The sequence below is a fragment of the uncultured Gemella sp. genome (assembly GCF_963525165.1).
In the GTDB taxonomy this organism is placed as follows: Bacteria; Bacillota; Bacilli; order Staphylococcales; family Gemellaceae; genus Gemella.
Genome location: NZ_CAURJN010000005.1, coordinates 49,709 through 68,612, shown reverse-complemented (window position 1 = coordinate 68,612; position 18,904 = coordinate 49,709). Strand labels below are relative to the sequence as shown.

The window sequence follows — 18,904 nt, the reverse complement described above, 5'->3', positions numbered from 1 at the left end:
TAAAAAACAAGAAGAGCCAAAACCTGTAGAGAAGAAACAAGGATGGGTGAAAGAAAATAACGCCTGGTTCTATTATGAAAATGGAACATTAGCTCGTAGCAAATGGATTGGAAGTACATATTGGGTTGGAGCCGATGGAAAAATGGCAACAAGTGCCTGGGTAGACAACGGACGTTACTACGTAGGACCAAATGGAGCATGGGTAAAAGATGCTAAAAAACAAGAAGAGCCAAAACCTGTAGAGAAGAAACAAGGATGGGTGAAAGAAGACAACGCCTGGTTCTACTATGAAAATGGAACATTAGCTCGTAGTAAATGGATTGGTGATACTTACTGGGTAGGAAAAGATGGTAAGATGGTAACAGATAATTGGGTAGACAACGATCGTTTCTACGTGGATAAATCTGGTAAAAAAGATCCATCTATTAAGAAAAAAGTTATCATAAATGACGAACTAGGTTGGCAAAAACGTAATGGTGGAGAATGGTATTACTATGAAAAAGATGGTTCATTAGCACGTAATAAGTGGGTAGGAAATTATTGGCTAGGAGCTGATGGTAGAATGGCTAAGAGTGCGTGGGTAGATAATGGACGTTACTACGTGGATTCAAGTGGTAAATGGGTACCAGACTACGCTAAAGCGAACAAAAATACTCCGGCTTTAAATATGCCTCAATACTATCAAGGAGATTACCGTTGGGCTAATAGAAGATATGGTCTTGGGACAATGGCGAAAAGTGGATGTGTACCAACATCACTAGCTATGGTCTTCAATGGACTAGGGAAAAAAGTTCTTCCAACAGCAGTAGCTGATACAATCTATAACAATACTAATGAAATGAACGTTGGTGGATTAGGAACATCAGCAAAAGGGGCAGCATATGCAATCAGAGCTTACGGTTATAAATATAGTGTTATTACTACAAAAGAGCAGTTAATCGCAGCATTACAAAGTGGAAAACCTGTACATGCAGCAGTGCAAAATGGTATTTTTGCTACAGGTAGAACTTCACATGCAATTGCTTTATCTGGATACAGTAATGGAAAAACTAAAGCAATGGACCCAGATAATGTTAATACTACAGGAAGATGGTATGATATCAATACTATCTGGAACCAAAGAAGTACTAACCCTTATGATAATAATGTCGGTGGGGCGTTTATAGCAATCGGATAATAAATATATAACGATGCAAGAATATTGATTTTTAAAAAATCTCTTTTCCTGTGTCGTTTTTGTTGTAATATTAAATTTATAAGATAGGTTGTTGATAGTTTTATAATGGGGCTAATCCCAAAGTACTAGATTTTAAAAAAAGTTCATGTGAAAACTCATAGACGCAGTGGTTTATTGATATCTAAAATAGCTTTAGAAAAGCTTTTTAGATATCTAATAAACTGTGCGGGGGTGACTCGACAAAATCGATTTCTATGAAATCACGATTTTTGAGTCACTCCCATTTCATTATTTTTGCACTAAATTATAACAGTTGTTGCTAAAACTCATTAAAATTGGTATACTATTAGTTAAAGAACTTGAAAGCGAAGGAGTGTGCTTAAATTATGGTATATAACCACAGAGTTATAGAGAAAAAATGGCAAAAATATTGGGATGAAAATAAAACATTTAAAACATTAGATGATCATACAAAAGAGAAATTCTATGCATTAGATATGTTCCCTTATCCATCAGGAGCTGGACTTCACGTAGGTCACCCAGAAGGGTATACTGCTACTGATATCTTAAGTAGATATAAAAGAGCAAATGGGTATAATGTACTTCATCCAATGGGATGGGATGCGTTCGGATTACCTGCTGAACAATATGCATTAGATACTGGTCATGATCCAAGAGACTTTACTAAAACTAATATTGATACGTTCCGTCGCCAAATTAAAGAATTAGGATTTTCTTATGATTGGGATCGTGAAGTAAATACAACAGATCCTAACTACTACAAGTGGACACAATGGATTTTCAAAAAACTTTATGAAAAAGGGCTTGCATATGTTGATGAAGTACCTGTAAACTGGTGTCCAGCATTAGGGACAGTACTTTCTAATGAAGAGGTTATCGATGGTAAATCTGAGCGTGGAGGACACCCTGTAGAGCGTCGCCCAATGCGTCAATGGGTACTAAAAATTACTGATTACGCTGAAAAACTTCTTGCTGATTTAGATATTCTTGATTGGCCAGAAAGTCTTAAAGCTATGCAACGTAACTGGATTGGAAAATCTGTTGGTGCTGAGATTGACTTCAAAATTGAAGGAACTGATAAAGCATTTACAGTATTTACTACACGTGCTGATACTGTGTTTGGCGTATCTTACTGTGTACTTGCACCTGAACACAAACTTGTAGAAGAAATTGTTACTGAAGGGCAAAGAGCTGCAGTTGAGGAGTACCTTGATATAGTTAAACGTAAGTCTGACCTTGAAAGAACAGATCTTAACAAAGATAAAACAGGAGTATTCACAGGAGCTTACGCGATTAACCCTGTAAATGGTGAAAAAGTAGAACTTTGGATTGCCGACTACGTTCTAGCAAGCTACGGAACTGGAGCTGTTATGGCTGTTCCTGCGCACGATGAGCGTGATTATGAGTTTGCAACTAAGTTTAATCTACCAATCAAAGCTGTTATCGAAGATAATGGTGAAGTTGTTGTGCCATTCTACGGTGATGGTAAACACATCAACTCTGATTTCATCAATGGATTAAACAACGAAGAAGCTATCGCTAAAGTTATTGAATTCTTAGAAGAAAATAAAGTTGGACGTAGTAAAGTTACTTACAAACTACGTGACTGGTTATTCTCAAGACAACGTTACTGGGGAGAACCAATTCCAATTATTCACTGGGAAGATGGTACTATGACTACAGTACCTGATAGTGAACTGCCACTATTACTACCAGAAACTGATAACATTAAACCATCAGGAACAGGAGAATCTCCACTTGCAAATATCGAAGAGTGGTTAAATGTAGTAGATCCTGAAACTGGCAAAAAAGGTAAACGTGAGACTAACACAATGCCTCAATGGGCTGGTTCTTGTTGGTACTACCTACGTTACATCGATCCACATAATGATGAAATGTTCGCAGATCCAGAAAAATTAAAATACTGGTTACCTGTAGATGTTTATATCGGTGGAGCAGAGCACGCAGTACTTCACTTACTATATGCTCGTTTCTGGCACAAAGTACTTTACGATTTAGGATTAGTACCAAGTCGTGAACCATTCCAAAAACTATTCAACCAAGGTATGATTCTTGCTGAAGGTAAAGATGGTCGTCCAGAAAAAATGTCTAAATCTAAAGGTAATGTAGTTAACCCTGATGATATTATCGTATCTCACGGTGCAGATACACTACGTGTTTATGAGATGTTCATGGGACCATTAGATGCTTCTATCGCATGGAGTGAAAATGGACTAGATGGCTCTCGTCGTTTCTTGGATAGAGTATACCGTTTATTCGTAGATGAAGAAACTGGAAAAGTAAATGATAAAGTTCAAGATAAAGATAATGCAGAATTAGAAGTAAGCTATAACTACACTATTAAGAAGGTATCAGAAGATATTGAGATTCTTGGATTTAACACAGCTATTTCACAACTTATGGTATTCGTAAATGATTGCTATAAAGCTGAATACATCCCTCGTAAATATGCGTTAGGATTTATCCAACTTCTTGCACCATTTGCACCTCACCTTGCTGAAGAAATGTGGGAAATTTATGGTAACACTGAGTCAATCTCATACGCACCATGGCCGACATTTGATGAAAGCAAACTTGTAAGTGATACTGTAGAAATCGTAGTTCAACTTATGGGTAAAGTTAAAACTAAATTAGATGTTAAGAAAGACTTAACACCTGCTGAATTAGAACAAATCGTTCTAGCTAATGAAGAAGTAAAAGAATTAATCGAAGGAAAACAAGTTATGAAGGTGATTGTTGTTCCCGGAAGATTAGTTAATATTGTAGCTAAATAAGGAGAGAGACATGGAAGAATTAATTTATAGTATTGTTAGCGAAATTGTTGAGCATAAAGATGAAATTAAAATCGAAAAATTCGTTAAAAATGCACGTGAACATTACATTTTAACAGTACACCCAGAAGACTGTGGGCGTATTATAGGGAAAAAAGGTACAGTGATTAATGCAATCCGTACAGTATTAAATTCAACAACATTTAGTAAAAAAGTTTACTTAGATTTGGTAGAATAATAAGATAAATGTTTAATAGGAGTCTGAAAGATAGATGTTTTTCAGATTCCTATTTTTGTTAACTTAAGAATCAAGGGATGGAAAAGATTCTGATGTTGATGATTTTCTAGAGAGTAGAGAAATGAGACATAATCGTTAATTTTGTGTATGATATTATTAGTGTTAATTTAGGAGGTCCTATGAAAGAGATAGTTGATGGATATTTATTTAATGATGAAAATATAAAAATAGCATTTACTAACAGGAATGTAGATGCGAAGAGTAGTGAAGATATGAAAAACTTCTCCGATAAATATGGATTTAATCATGATAACATAGTTTATAATACTCAGGTTCACGGGGCAGACGTTCGTATTGTAGAATCGGGAGATGATGTTGCTGATAATGGAAAGGAAGCGGATGGTTTAATTACTAGTTTACAGGCGACACCTCTGTTGATTTTTACAGCTGATTGTGTGCCTGTAGTTTTCTATGATAAAAAGCAAGGTGTTATTGCCTTAGCTCATGCAGGTTGGCGTGGGACATATGGGAATATTGCCGGGGAAATAGTGAGCATCATGCGCAATAAGTACGGCTGTAAGGTAGTGGATATTAAGACTATTATAGGACCGTCAGTTAGTGTGGATAATTATGAAGTTTCTTATGATCTTATCGAAAAATTCGCTGTTTTAGAAGTACCAAATTATTATAAAGAAGTTGATGGTAAATATTATTTAGATTTATGGAAATTGAATAAAGAATTATTGAAAAAATGTGGTATACTAGAAGATAACATTAAAATTATTGATTTCTGTACGGTAAGAGATAATGATAAATTTTTCTCATATAGGCTGGACAATGCTACTTCAAAACGTATTGGAACAATAATTCAATTAGATTAAATTCACGTAGAATAGAGGAAACAGTATTGGAAAAAGATATTAAATTAGTAGAACAAGTAGCTACATTTAAAAGGTTGCCGAAAAGTGATAGTAGATGGCGTGTAGCATTTTATTATATAGCGAAAGAATTTTGGGATTTAGAAGAGGTTTTCGTGATAATCGATAAAACACTTTACGAAGAACAAGGTCTTAAAATTCCAGTTTTTAGAGAGTACAAAGAAGCGGAAGGGTTCCAGATTTTTTCTAGTCACATAAAAGCGAAGGAATTTGTAGAAAAACAAGGAGAGTTATTCGTTACAGCAAGTGGTGAAAAACTTATTGGTAGAATACGTCAAGGTGCATTTAGAGAGGTTTTCGTTCCATTTTTTGCTGAACAAAACTTCAACTATTTACTAAATGAAGATGAAGCACTATTTGCTGATACTTTCAAACGACTTCTTGCGGTTATGGAAGCTAGTGAGAACTATATTGTGGATCAAGAACAAGAGGATATGCTTAAAGTAGGTGATGTGCAGGCGTTCTTTGCGGATATCTGTAAAAAATATATAGTGTTAGTATAAAGATAAACTTCAAACGTAATTCGGTCATGTTTGAATCCAAGCATGAATTACGTTTGAATTTTTCATTTATGTTTCGTTGGGTTAGAAATGTTGCATCCTACGTATTTTTTTCATATAATTTATATATAGAGTCATGAACAAAATTTAGTATAGGGAGATAAAAAATGAGTAAGATAAAATATAGAAAATTATATTTCCTATTTATGCTATTAGAAATTTTATTATTGATAATGATTTCGGGGTGGTATTATTTTTCAGAAAGAAAGATGGGTATGATAAGACATATATTATTCAGGAATGTTTATAAATTCCCGAAATACTTTACTGATACAAATATAAAAGTAATAATAGCTTGTTTTATTGTGATTTTAGTTATTCAGTTAATATTATTTATAAGAGCTAGAAGATTTTTATTTAGTTTTATATTTGAATATAGTATTTGTAATTTTTTCAATATATTTCATTATCAATTATAATACGGATAAAGTGTTTATATATTACTACCTAATAATATTTTGTGGATTATTTAATACATTTAGATTTTTACAATATATGACTTTAAATCATAAGAAAGAGAAGTAATGTATATAAAAGAAATATTTAAGTACATTTAAACTTTTCTTTAAACTTCGTTTAAGTTGCTACTGATATTATAAAAATATAAGTAAAATAATCTTAACCTTAAAATAATAAAAATGAGGTTTAAAAGGAGGATTCTTATGGAAAATAGAAATAACAACCAAAATAATGAAGAATTTAATAATCAAGGAAATTATAATGAACATAATAATTATCAAAATTATGATAGTGTAGAAAATTCTCAATACAACAATTACGAAAATTCTCAAGAAATAGATAATGTTCAGATACCTGTTCAACAAAAAAGTGACTATGGGAAACTATTCTTAACAGTCTTTGCAGCGTTTGCTCTTGGGGCTACCAGTGTTTTTGGTGCGCAAGCGGTAATGGGAACTGGTAAGGCTCTGAATTCTTCGGTAACAGCTACAAAAGAAGATAAAGATAATGAACAAATTACAGTTAATGCAATCTCAAAAGCAAAAGATGCAGTAGTGTCAATCGTGAATTATCAAAGCAATTCAAATAACAGCCTAGAGTCAATCTTAGGAGGTTCTAGCAAATCTGGTAATGATTCTGGTGATTTAAAAGCTGCTTCAAGCGGTAGTGGAGTTATCTATAAAAAAGTAGGAAATACAGCATATGTTGTAACTAATAACCACGTTGTTAATGGTGCTAAGAAGTTATCTGTAATTCTAAGTGATGGGACTAATGTAAATGCGGAAGTTGTCGGGACTGATGTTTGGACAGACCTTGCGGTATTAAAAATTAGTGGAGATAATGTAACTACAACGATGGATTTTGCTGATAGTGATAAAATCGCAGTTGGTGAAACAGCATTTGCTATCGGATCGCCTTTAGATGTTAACTTATCTAATACTGTTACAAAAGGAATTATATCGGCTGTAAATAGACAAATTCCAATGGATGTTGATGGAGATGGTAAAAACGACTGGAACCAAACTGTAATTCAAACAGATGCGGCCATTAACCCAGGTAATAGTGGTGGGGCATTAATTAATAGTGAAGGTAAACTTATTGGTATTAATGAGTCTAAAATTGCGAAAGCAACGTCTAATGTAAGTGCTGAGGGTATTGGATTTGGTATTCCTTCAAATGAAGTGAAACTTATTACTGAGCAATTAGAACAGTCGGGTAGAGTGATTAGACCTGCACTAGGTGTGCAACTAGTATCTGTGAACACTGTTGATAGTGATACAGTCAAATCTCAATTGAATTATGGAGGTAAACAAGGTGTAGTAATTCGTTATGTTGAGAATGGTACACCAGCAGCTCAAGCAGGTTTAGAGAAATATGATATCATTACAAAATTAAATGGTGAAGAAGTAAAAGACGTTGCTGCAGTTAGAAAATACTTATTTGAGAAATCAAAAATTGGAGATACTGTAAAAGTAACTTATTATAGAAATGGTAAAGAACAGACAACAAATGTAGTCGTTCAAGCAATAAATACAAGGTAGAATAAGGAAACTTGGGGTGAATTTTCATCCTAAGTTTCCTTTCATTTTTGTTTGAAAATTGTTCGAAACACAGCAAGAGAATAATAATGAAAGTTCTAAAAAATTATAATATCAATTTTTTTCATTGGGAATAGACTAAAGCGCGAAATCGAAAATGTTATTTATATAGTTTGAAAAATCTAGAATGAGTTGTCAAAATAAAAAAAATGTGTTATTATTAATTTGTAAAATTTTTAAAAAAGAATATAGGTGAATAAATGAAAAAAGTAAGAAAAGCGATTATTCCAGCTGCAGGATATGGTACACGTTTCCTTCCTGCAACTAAAGCATTACCTAAGGAGATGCTTCCGATTATCGATACTCCTACTATTCAATATATAGTTGAAGAAGCGGTAAAAGCTGGAATTGAAGATATAATTATTGTAACTGGTAAACAAAAAAGAGCTATTGAAGATCACTTCGATAGAAACGTGGAGTTAGAAGTAGAATTAGAGAATAAAGGTAAGTTAGCGATGTTAGAGAAAGTTAAGTATCCAACGCAGCTTGCTAATATTCACTACGTACGTCAAAAAGAAATGGCAGGACTAGGAGATGCGATTTTAACTGCTCGTAGTTTCATCGGTGATGAGCCATTCGCAGTATTACTAGGTGATGATGTTGTAATTAATGATGAATATCCTGCGATTAAACAACTTATTGATAAAGCAGAAGAAACAGGATGTTCTGTAATTGGTGTTCAAACAGTTCCGGAAGATCAAACACACAGATATGGTGTTATCGCTCCTAAAGGACAAGATGGGCATCTATATGAAGTTGAAAAATTCGTAGAAAAACCAGCTCCAGGAACAGCGCCATCTAATCAAGCGATTATGGGAAGGTATGTTCTTAACCCAGGAATCTTTAAACACTTAGCTAAAAAACAAGTAGGTGTTGGTGGTGAAGTTCAATTAACAGATGCTATCCAAATGTTAAATGAAGAAGAAAATGTTTATGCATATGATTTCCAAGGTAAACGTTACGATGTAGGGGAAACAATTGGATTTGTTAAAACTACTATCGACTTTGCACTTAAATCTGATCTAAAAGATGATTTAGTGCCATATCTAAAAGCAAAATTAGCAGAATTAGAATAAGGTTAAAGCGGGAGTGACTCAAAAATCGTGATTTCGGAGAAATCGATTTTTTAGAGTCACCCCCGCACAGTTTATTAGATATCTAAAAAGCTTTTATAAAGCGAATTTAGATATCAATAAACTACTGCGTCTATGAGTTCTCATATACACTTTGTTAAAATTTAGGACTTTTGGCTCAGCCCCTTTTTGAAGAATTGAGGATGGCATATTATGGTTATTAATCACATTGGAATTTATGGGATTTGCATTAAAGATAATAAACTTTTATGTATAAAAAAGGTGAGAGGTCCTTATAAAAATAGATTTGACTTGCCTGGAGGTAGTCAAAAAGAAAATGAGGGACTCACAGAAACTTTAGCTCGAGAATTTCGAGAAGAAACAGGATATCAGATAAATGATTATAGCAACTGTAGGGCTTATGATATCTTTGTAGAGGAAATTAATAGAACCGTACACCATATTATGGTATTTTATGATGTTGATGTTAACCTTGAACGGCAAGACGTAATTTCAGAAAAGTTGGAAGATGAACTAAATGATTCTAGTGGAATATATTGGATTGACTTAGAAAAATTAGATATAAAGAATTCATCACCGCTGATTTTAAAATTGCAACAGGAACTAAGTAATGATAAAACTACCTTAGATAAAGAAGTATATAAAAATTGGACAATATTATAAAAAAACTTATCCATATTTTTTCATGGATAAGTTCTTTTTATTATTTGTTAAGACTTTCATTTATTAAGTTTTGTTTTTTCATTGAAATAACTGCAGAATAACAGAATACTGCTACAGCTACCCAAATTATTGAGAATGATATTAGTTTCTGAACGCTTAATACTTCTCCGTATACAAAGATTCCTATGAAGAATTGCATTGTAGGTGGTAAGTATTGGAGAATACCTAAAATGTATAGTGGAATTGCTGTAGCTCCTTTAGCAAATAGCATTAGAGGAACTGCGGTGACTACCCCAGACAATAATGAATAGATTAGTATATCTGTTCCAAAAGAATAGAATGTAATTGAATTACTTGTTGAAAGATATCCCATATAAATGAGCGCGATAGGAGAAACAATAGCTGTTTCTATAAGTAAGCTTGCTTTCGGACTAAGGACAATTTTCTTTTTACATAAGCTGTAAAGTCCAAAACTTAGTGCTAATAATATAGAAATCCAGGGAAGAGATCCAAGCGAAATAAATAGGTATATTAATGAACCTCCAACAAATAGGCACGCTATTGTTTGCGTACGTGTCAATTTCTCTTTTAAAAATACTACGGCTAATATAATTGTTACGATTGGATTTAAGTAATATCCAAAACTTGCCTCTAATACATGATTGGTGTTAACTGCTATTATATATGTAAGCCAGTTTAATGTTATTAAAAATGAGGCTAGTACTAATAATAAGACACTTTTCTTATCTTTCCAGAGAGTAGTTATTTCATTTAAAATAGATTTTTTATTTTTTGCAATTGCTACTATGATAATCATAAAAACAAAAGAACATATAATTCTCAGTGCAAGAACTTCATATGCGCCTATTTCTTTTAGTAATTTAAAATATATAGGAAATAATCCCCAAGAAAAATAACAAACGAGGATAGATAGTAAACTTTTATGAGTGTTGTTCATATTATATCTCCTTATCTAAAGTGGATGTATGATAAGTATAACGGAAAAGTTTATATATTTCAATGAAAATAGATAGCTACGCATTAAAATTTATAGAAAAAATCTAATATTTTTTTATAGATAAGTTATTTTCATTATTTTCAAAAGCTTTGCAATGGGATTTTCAAAGATGGACGATATCTTAATTTATAAAACTATAATCTAGAAAAAATGAAAATATTTCCGTGGTTTAAGTTTAGAAATAGTTATATAACACTTTTGAAGAGGATTTAATGCTAGTTTCAGAAGAAACATATACTAATATATTTTTTATAACGTATGAAGTCAATAAAAAAAGGGCTTCCATTTTTTATAGAAATAGTATAAAATAAGGGTATGAAAAAGATAACTGTATGATTAGTACGGGAGAGGACAATGGACACCGAAGGTACAAGTTAACATTTGGCGGATGTTAATGAAATTCTCAGGTAAAAAGACTGTACTATGACAGAACTCTGAAGCAAGTCAACAGAGAGAGAGCTAACTAGCTTTCTTTGTGTTGTTTTTATTTTAGGTGGGATGCTATGAAATTGATAACAAATAATCCAAGATTTTTGAAAGAAAATTTTAGAGATATCGAAGTAGAATACCATGAAGTTGAATACTTAGATATATTAAAAAAAGTTAGAGACTACGTTCATGAAAATTGGGAAGTTGTAACACATCCTTTATATGGAAGTGTTAAACCAAATGAAACAATTTACAGGTCAGTAGTTATTAGAAAAAATACTGAATTAGATGTTGCTTCTATTAATTTAATTTCTGAAGCGGTAGGAACTTTTGAAAAATTTAGAAAAAATAAAGAAGTTCCTCAGTGGACGGATAGAGTAAAAGATGATTTCAGTGTTATCGATCACGATTTACTATTAAATGCGATAAAAAGAATTTTATAAAAAAATAAATAAAGGAGAATAATTATGAGTAGACATTATGATGTAATTATTATCGGTTCTGGACCTGCAGGTTTATCAGCAGCGTTATACGCTTCTCGTGCTAAATTAAATGTTTTGGTTCTAGAAAAATCAAAAAATGGGGGACAAGCAGCAATCACTCACATGATAGAAAACTATCCTGGTGCGATTGAAGATCCAACTGGGCCACGTTTAACAGCGAGAATGGCAGAACAAGCGAAAAACTTCGGTACTGAATTCAAACAAGAAGAAGTACTAGATGTTAATCTTGAAGGGGACGAAAAAATAGTTACTTGTACAAGTGGTGATTACACAGCTAAAGCAGTAGTAATTGCAACTGGAGCATCTCCAAGAAAATTAGATATTCCAGGGGTTAGAGAATTAGAAAGTAAAGGTATTTCTTACTGTGCTACTTGTGATGGTGACTTCTTCGATGGACTTGAAGTGTTCGTAGTTGGGGGAGGAAATAGTGCTGTAGAAGAAGCTCTATTCTTAACTAAATTTGCTCGTAAAGTAACAATCATTCACTTTGAAGAAGATATTCACTGTGAAAAAATTACAGCTGAAAAAGCAAGAAATCACCCACAAATCGAAATTAGAACTGAAACAGTTGTTCTTGAAGCAATTGGTGATGGAATTCTAGAAGCTATCAAATTGAAAAATGTAGCTACAGGTGAAGAATATGTGGTAGAAGCTGACGAAGAAGACGGAACTATGGGATTATTCTTCTTCATTGGATATGTTCCTCAAACTAAACTATTTGAAGGAAAAGTTGAACTTACTGAAGGTGGTTATGTTAAAGCTGGAGAAGACACTAAAACAAATGTTGAAGGTGTATATGTAGCTGGTGACTGTCGTCAAAAAGAAATTCGTCAAGTAGTAACAGCTGTATGTGATGGTGCTGTAGCAGCAATCACTGCAGAAAAATATATTGCTGAGAAATTTGAATAAAATTTAAAAAAATAAAAAAAGGAGACAAAGGCAATGTTAGAACTAAACAAAGAAAACTTTGAGAGTGAAGTATTGGAAGCTGAAGGATACGTGTTAGTAGACTTTTGGAGCCAAGGATGCGAACCATGTAAAGCACTTATGCCAAGTGTACATGAATTAGCAGACAAATACGGAGACAAACTTAAGTTTGCTGCTCTAGATACAACAAAAGCAAGAAGACTTGCAATCAAACAAAAAGTTTTAGGGTTACCAACAATAGCCATATATAAAGATGGAAGCAAAGTCGAAGAAGTAACTAAAGATGAAGCTACTGTTCCGAATATTGAAGCTATGATTAACAAATATTTATAAAAAAAATAAACTCAATGGGGAGGTATTAGGTATGCGTCTTGAATTAGGAAAGATCCATATTAAAGATATACAATTTGCTGCAGAATCAAAAATCGAGGCAAACGTATTATATGTAAATAAAGAAGAGCTTGTAAAAGCTGTTTTCGAGGATGATGCAATTGAATCTGTTGATTTAGAAATTGCTCGTCCAGGTGAGAGTGTTCGTATTACACCAGTTAAGGATGTAATTGAACCTCGTGTAAAAGTTGAAGGTCGTGGAGGAATATTCCCAGGTATCCTTTCAAAAGTAGATACTGTTGGTGAAGGTCGTACAATTGCTCTTAAAGGTATGGCTGTTGTAACTACTGGTAAAATCGTAGGATTCCAAGAAGGTATTATCGACATGACTGGAGTTGGAGCTGACTATACTCCATTCTCTAAAACAAATAACTTAATCGTTATTGCTGAGCCTAAAGAAGGAGTTAAACAACACGAACACGAAAAAGCAGTTCGCTATATCGGATTCAAAGCTGCTCGTTACATTGCAGAATTAGCTCGTTCATTAGAACCAGAAGAAGTAGAAGTATTTGAAACTAAACCTTTATTGGAACAAATTGCTGAATATCCAGATCTACCAAAAGTAGGATATGTATATATGCTTCAAACTCAAGGTTTATTACACGATACTTATGTATATGGTGTTGATGCTAAACAAATCGTACCAACTATTCTATATCCAACAGAAATCATGGATGGTGCAATTGTAAGTGGTAACTGTGTATCAGCATGTGATAAAAACCCAACATATGTGCACTTAAACAACGGTGTTATTGAAGATTTATACAAAAAACATGGTAAAGAAATTAACTTCTTAGGTGTAATCATCACTAACGAAAATGTTTATTTAATGGATAAAGAACGTTCATCTAACTGGACTGCAAAACTTTGCCGTTACTTAAACTTAGATGCTGTAATCGTATCTCAAGAAGGATTCGGTAACCCAGATACTGACTTAATCATGAACTGTAAAAAAATTGAAGCTGAAAAAGTTAAAACAGTTATCGTAACTGATGAATATGCAGGACGTGACGGAGCCAGCCAAAGTTTAGCTGATGCTGACGTAGCTGCTGATGCAGTAGTAACTGGAGGAAATGCTAACCAAGTGGTTGTATTACCAAAATTAGATAAAGTTATCGGACACATCGATGTAGTAAATGTAATCGCTGGTGGTAACCAAGACTCATTAAGAGAAGATGGAACTATCGAAGTTGAAATTCAAGCTATTACAGGTGCTACTAACGAAACAGGTTTCGGTTACTTAAGTACTAAAACTTTCTAGTAAGCAAAATAAAAATAAATGTTATAGATTTTAACAAGGAGGAAATAAGATAATGGTAAGTCTTATTAATAAAAAAGTAGTTATCATTGGTGACCGTGATGGTATCCCAGGGTTAGCTATTGAAGAGTGTGTAAAACCAATTGAAGGATTAGAAGTAGTATTCTCATCTACTGAATGTTTTGTCTGAACAGCTGCAGGGGCTATGGACTTAGAAAACCAAAAACGTGTTAAAGAAGCTGCCGAAAAATTTGGTAACGAAAACGTTGTTGTTTTACTAGGTGCATCTGAAGCCGAAGCTGCTGGTCTAGCAGCTGAAACAGTAACAGCAGGTGACCCAACATTTGCAGGACCACTTGCAGGTGTAGCATTAAATCTTGCTGTATATCACATTGTAGAAGAAGAAATTAAATCTCAAATAGATGAAGCTATCTATGAAGATCAAGTTGGAATGATGGAAATGGTATTAGATATTGATGAAATCGCAAGCGAAATGAAAGATGTTCGTGGAGAGTAATTAAAGATCTAAATAATAGTTATAGGGGGAAATAAAAATGTCTAAAATAAGAGTAGTACATTATATAAACCAATTCTTCGCTGGAGTAGGTGGAGAAGAACAAGCCCACATTGCACCAGAATTAAGAACTGAATTACCACCAATTAGTGTTCAGTTACAAGGGCAATTGGGAGAAGAATTTGAAGTAGTAGCTGCAGTAGTTTGTGGTGATAGTTACTTCAACGAAAACTTAGAAAAAGTTCAAGCAGAACTTTTAGAAATGATTAAAGGATGCGAACCACAATTATTCATCGCTGGTCCAGCATTCAATGCAGGGCGTTACGGGGTAGCAGCTGGTACAATTACTAAAGCTGTTCAAGATGAATTAGGAATTCCAGCTGTAACAGCAATGTACGTAGAAAACCCAGGAACAGACATGTTCAGAAAAGAAGTTTATATTCTTGAAACAGCTGACAGTGCAGCTGGTATGAGAAAAGCTTTACCAAAATTAGCTAAATTTGCAGCAAAATTAGCTAAAGGTGAAGAAATCCTTTCTCCAAAAGAAGAAGGATACCATGAAAGAGGAATCCGTGTTAACTTCTTCAGCGATAAACGTGGATCAGAACGTGCTGTTGAAATGCTTGTTAAGAAAATTAAAGGTGAAGAATTCGAAACAGAATATCCAATGCCTAACTTTGACAGAGTTGAGCCAAACCCAGCTGTTAAAGATTTAAGCAAAGCTAAAATCGCTTTAGTTACTTCTGGTGGTATTGTTCCAAAAGGAAACCCAGACCACATCGAATCATCTTCTGCATCTAAATATGGTGAATATTCATTAGAAGGATTCACTGATTTAACTGATGCAACTCATGAAACAGCTCACGGTGGATACGACCCAGTATACGCTAACGAAGATGCTGACCGTGTATTACCTGTAGACGTAATGAGAGAATTCGTTAAAGAAGGTAAAGTAGGAAGCTTACATGAAAAATTCTATACTACAGTAGGTAACGGTACTGCCGTAGCTAGTGCTGTAGGATTCGCTAAAGAATATGCACAAAAATTAGTAGCCGACGGAGTAGATGCTGTAATCTTAACTTCTACTTGAGGAACTTGTACTCGTTGCGGTGCAACGATGGTAAAAGAAATTGAGAGAGCGGGTATACCTGTGGTTCACATGTGTACAGTAGTACCGATTTCTCTAACAGTTGGAGCTAACAGAATCGTTCCAACTATCGCAATCCCTCACCCACTAGGAAATCCAAAACTAGAAGCGGATGAAGAGAAAAAATTAAGACGTGGACTTGTAGAAAAAGCATTACATGCTTTAACTGTAGAAGTTGACGGACAAACAGTATTCGAATAATAAAAAAGAAAGGGGAGCTGAGGGTATGTTTATACCCTCAGCACAATATAGCTATGAATTATCCAGTATTTAAGGGAGCAGGATACATTCTTGTTCATACACCAGATATGATAGTAAGAAATGGATCGACTGCTTCTGTAGAAAGAGTTACGAATCCAGATTCAGAGTTTTTAAAAGAAGTAAATAACCATATTCGTACATATGAAGAAGTGGTTAACTATTTACCTAACCAAGTGTATATTGGTAATAAAACACCTGAACAATTAAATACATATCCAATGCCTTGGTATGATATTAAAGATGAAAAAGGTGAACGACACGGTAAATTTGGACAAATTGTCCCACAAGATGAGTTTTTAGCATTAATGAAACTTTGTGATGCTTTTGACTTAGTTAAACTATCAGAAGAGTTTGTAGCCGCTGTTCGTCCTAAAATAGAGGAAAACTTCAAAGAGCTAGCTCCTTTATTCGAAAAATTAGAAGGATCTGACTTAAGTGATAATGAAGAATCATTCGAAGATTTAGTTCATGAAGGCAAAGTAGTTGGTTATGTTAAAAAAGCTCACGATGTTGATGTGAACTTAAATGCTCACGTTATATTCGAAAATCTAGTAGTTAAAGCTTCTGGAGTTGTTGCTGCATTAGAATTACTACGTAATTCTGGTGTAAACCCAGCTGATATTGACTATGTTGTAGAATGTTCTGAAGAAGCTTGTGGGGATATTAACCAGCGTGGTGGTGGTAACTTCGCTAAAGCAATTGCAGAAGTTGTAGGTTTAGTTAACGCTACTGGATCTGACTTAAGAGGTTTCTGTGCTGCACCAACTCACGCATTAATCAGTGCTTCATCTTTAGTAAAAGCTGGAGTATACAAAAATGTATTAGTAGTTGCTGGTGGAGCAAGTGCTAAATTAGGTATGAATGGTAAAGACCACGTTAAAAAAGGTCTTCCAGTTCTAGAAGATGTTCTAGGTGGATTTGCTGTTCTTATTAGTGAAAATGATGGAGTAAATCCAATCATTAGAACTGATATGGTCGGAAAACACAACGTAGGAACAGGATCTTCACCACAAGCTGTAATGGGAGCTTTAGTAGCTGATCCATTAGATAAAGCTAAATTGAAAATTACAGATGTTGATGTATTCTCTGTAGAGATGCAAAACCCAGACATCACAAAAGCTGCTGGAGCAGGTAACGTTCCAGAAGCTAACTACAAAATGATTGCGGCATTAGCTGCAATGCGTGGAGATATTGAGAAAAAAGAACTTAAAACATTTATCGAAGCTAAAGGTTTACCTGGTTGGGCTCCAACACAAGGACACATTCCTTCAGGAGTACCTTATGTAGGATTCTTAATTGATGACTTAACAAAAGGTGATAAAAACCGTGCTATGATCGTAGGTAAAGGTAGTCTATTCTTAGGAAGAATGACAAACTTATTTGATGGAGTATCTATTGTAGTTGAAAGAAACAGCGGTAATGTAGAAGGAGAATCTGCAGGAATTTCTAAAGATGAAATAAGAAAAATTATTGCAGAATCAATGAGAAAAATTTCCCAAGAAATGTTAGAAGAATAGGGGTGATACTATGAGTAAACAAGTTATATCAGAAGTATTGCTAGAAGTAGCTAATGCCATTGAAACAGGTAACTTTGGTAAGAAATTAAAAGTTGGTTTAACAACTTTAGGAAGTGAACATGGTTTCGAGAATTTACTACAAGGTGCAATATTAGCTAAAAATCCTGTATTCGACATAGTTTTAATAGGTAAGGGACATGAAGATTTCGAATCTTATGAAGCTAAAGATGAAGACGAAGCTCACAAAATTATGGAAGACCTATTAGATAAAGGGGAAATAGCTTCTTGTGTAACTATGCATTATAATTTCCCTATTGGTGTATCAACAGTTGGTAGAGTTGTTACACCTGGAAGAGGTAATGAAATGCTTCTTGCAACAACAACAGGGACTTCAGCTACTAACAGAGTTGAAGCAATGGTAAGAAATACACTTTACGGTATTGCAACTGCTAAATCACTTGGAAAATCTAATCCTACTGTTGGTATAGCGAATGTTGAAGGTGCTAGACAAGTTGAAAAAATTTTATTAGACCTTAAAGAGAATGGTTATGAATTTGAATTTGCAACATCTCAAAGAGCGGATGGTGGTTCTGTAATGAGAGGTAATGATTTACTTATGGGAACTCCTGATGTTATGGTTGTTGATTCATTAACTGGTAACTTATTCATGAAAGTATTCTCAGCGTTCACTACTGGTGGAGATTATGAAGCTAGTGGATTTGGATATGGACCTGGTGTAGGAGAAGATTACGATAGAAGAATTTTAATCTTATCAAGAGCATCTGGTTCACCTGTTGTTGCCAATGCATTGAAATATGCTTATGAAGTAGCCAAAGGTAAAGTAAACGAAATAGCAAGACAAGAATTTGAAAAAGCTAATAAAGCTAAACTTGATGAATTCATTTCTAAATTGAAAGTTAAAAAAGAAGGCTCAGCAACTACTGAAGAGGTAAAAATGCCAGATAAAGAAGTAGTTACTGCACAAATTTCAGGTATAGATATTCTAGATCTTGAAGATGCAACTAAACTACTTTGGAAAAATGGAATATATGCTGAGAGTGGAATGGGATGTACTGGACCGATAGTTTTAGTAAATCCTGATAAGAAAGATTCAGCAGAAGAAATTCTTAAAAATGAAGGGCTTATTTCATAATCTAAAGATAGGCAGATTGGTTTCTTAGAGAAGGAAAAGCCGTAAGGTTTAAACAATTAATAAAAAACCTTTATATTGGATAAAACTATTTCCAATATAAAGGTTTTTTTATGTAGTTAGTAATATGAGATTACAAAATTTTGTGAATGTATTAAAGTAAAATCGTTATATTAATTATTTGAAAAAATATAATAAAAGAAAAATTTGCTTAAATTATCTTCATGTTATTATATGGAATTCAATTATC

General features: G+C 33.8%; 17 protein-coding genes and 1 riboswitch. Of the genes, 16 read left to right on the top strand and 1 reads right to left on the bottom strand.

Annotated elements, in window-relative coordinates:
- From RWQ74_RS01925 to RWQ74_RS01890, 8 genes are all read left to right on the top strand, one after another.
- A partial coding sequence (locus RWQ74_RS01925) for a C39 family peptidase (RefSeq protein WP_314396273.1) occupies positions 1–1,177 on the top strand: 1,177 nt, incomplete at its 5' end.
- Positions 1,178–1,563: 386 nt separating this feature from the next.
- Positions 1,564–3,993, top strand: a complete 2,430-nt coding sequence (gene leuS, locus RWQ74_RS01920) for a leucine--tRNA ligase (protein WP_314396271.1) — start codon at positions 1,564–1,566, stop codon at positions 3,991–3,993.
- Between the two features lie 10 nt (positions 3,994–4,003).
- On the top strand, positions 4,004–4,228 hold the full coding sequence (locus RWQ74_RS01915) for a KH domain-containing protein (RefSeq protein WP_003144479.1): 225 nt from the start codon (positions 4,004–4,006) through the stop codon (positions 4,226–4,228).
- A gap of 179 nt (positions 4,229–4,407) precedes the next feature.
- The gene (pgeF, locus tag RWQ74_RS01910; RefSeq protein WP_314396269.1) at positions 4,408–5,109 is read left to right on the top strand and encodes a peptidoglycan editing factor PgeF; all 702 of its coding nucleotides are present in this window, start codon (positions 4,408–4,410) and stop codon (positions 5,107–5,109) included.
- 26 nt (positions 5,110–5,135) lie between these two features.
- A complete protein-coding gene (locus tag RWQ74_RS01905) occupies positions 5,136–5,669 on the top strand; it encodes a hypothetical protein (protein ID WP_314396267.1) in 534 nt (177 codons plus the stop codon).
- 719 nt (positions 5,670–6,388) lie between these two features.
- The gene (locus RWQ74_RS01900; protein WP_314396264.1) at positions 6,389–7,726 is read left to right on the top strand and encodes a trypsin-like peptidase domain-containing protein; all 1,338 of its coding nucleotides are present in this window, start codon (positions 6,389–6,391) and stop codon (positions 7,724–7,726) included.
- A gap of 257 nt (positions 7,727–7,983) precedes the next feature.
- On the top strand, positions 7,984–8,859 hold the full coding sequence (gene galU, locus RWQ74_RS01895; protein WP_314396262.1) for a UTP--glucose-1-phosphate uridylyltransferase GalU: 876 nt from the start codon (positions 7,984–7,986) through the stop codon (positions 8,857–8,859).
- A gap of 210 nt (positions 8,860–9,069) precedes the next feature.
- On the top strand, positions 9,070–9,540 hold the full coding sequence (locus RWQ74_RS01890; RefSeq protein ID WP_314396260.1) for an NUDIX domain-containing protein: 471 nt from the start codon (positions 9,070–9,072) through the stop codon (positions 9,538–9,540).
- A gap of 40 nt (positions 9,541–9,580) precedes the next feature.
- Here RWQ74_RS01890 and rarD read toward each other — a convergent pair whose 3' ends face one another.
- Positions 9,581–10,498, bottom strand: a complete 918-nt coding sequence (rarD, locus tag RWQ74_RS01885; RefSeq protein WP_314396258.1) for an EamA family transporter RarD — start codon at positions 10,496–10,498, stop codon at positions 9,581–9,583.
- Between the two features lie 392 nt (positions 10,499–10,890).
- Positions 10,891–10,987, top strand: a riboswitch (glycine riboswitch).
- Between the two features lie 74 nt (positions 10,988–11,061).
- On the opposite strand from rarD, the gene RWQ74_RS01880 reads away from it, so the two are divergent.
- The 8 genes from RWQ74_RS01880 to grdD are packed head-to-tail and all read left to right on the top strand — an operon-like array spanning position 11,062 to position 18,657.
- On the top strand, positions 11,062–11,430 hold the full coding sequence (locus tag RWQ74_RS01880; RefSeq protein WP_314396256.1) for a GrdX family protein: 369 nt from the start codon (positions 11,062–11,064) through the stop codon (positions 11,428–11,430).
- Positions 11,431–11,454: 24 nt separating this feature from the next.
- Positions 11,455–12,399, top strand: coding sequence for an FAD-dependent oxidoreductase (locus RWQ74_RS01875; RefSeq protein ID WP_314396253.1), 945 nt, complete (start codon positions 11,455–11,457; stop codon positions 12,397–12,399).
- A gap of 33 nt (positions 12,400–12,432) precedes the next feature.
- Positions 12,433–12,750 carry a thioredoxin TrxA gene (locus tag RWQ74_RS01870; RefSeq protein ID WP_314396252.1) on the top strand — a complete coding sequence of 106 codons (318 nt, stop codon included), beginning with the start codon at positions 12,433–12,435 and terminating at the stop codon, positions 12,748–12,750.
- 31 nt (positions 12,751–12,781) lie between these two features.
- Positions 12,782–14,068 carry a glycine/sarcosine/betaine reductase component B subunit gene (locus RWQ74_RS01865; protein ID WP_314159882.1) on the top strand — a complete coding sequence of 429 codons (1,287 nt, stop codon included), beginning with the start codon at positions 12,782–12,784 and terminating at the stop codon, positions 14,066–14,068.
- Between the two features lie 52 nt (positions 14,069–14,120).
- On the top strand, positions 14,121–14,582 hold the full coding sequence (grdA, locus tag RWQ74_RS01860; protein ID WP_314092437.1) for a glycine/sarcosine/betaine reductase complex selenoprotein A: 462 nt from the start codon (positions 14,121–14,123) through the stop codon (positions 14,580–14,582).
- A gap of 37 nt (positions 14,583–14,619) precedes the next feature.
- A complete protein-coding gene (gene grdB, locus RWQ74_RS01855; protein WP_314396250.1) occupies positions 14,620–15,927 on the top strand; it encodes a glycine reductase complex selenoprotein B in 1,308 nt (435 codons plus the stop codon).
- A 53-nt stretch (positions 15,928–15,980) separates the two neighbouring features.
- Positions 15,981–17,504: a glycine/sarcosine/betaine reductase complex component C subunit beta gene (gene grdC, locus RWQ74_RS01850; RefSeq protein ID WP_314159879.1), complete on the top strand. Its 1,524-nt coding sequence runs from the start codon at positions 15,981–15,983 to the stop codon at positions 17,502–17,504.
- Between the two features lie 10 nt (positions 17,505–17,514).
- Positions 17,515–18,657 (top strand): glycine/sarcosine/betaine reductase complex component C subunit alpha, encoded by a 1,143-nt coding sequence (grdD, locus tag RWQ74_RS01845; protein ID WP_314396248.1) that lies wholly within the window; start codon positions 17,515–17,517, stop codon positions 18,655–18,657.
- The last annotated feature ends 247 nt before the right edge of the window (positions 18,658–18,904 follow it).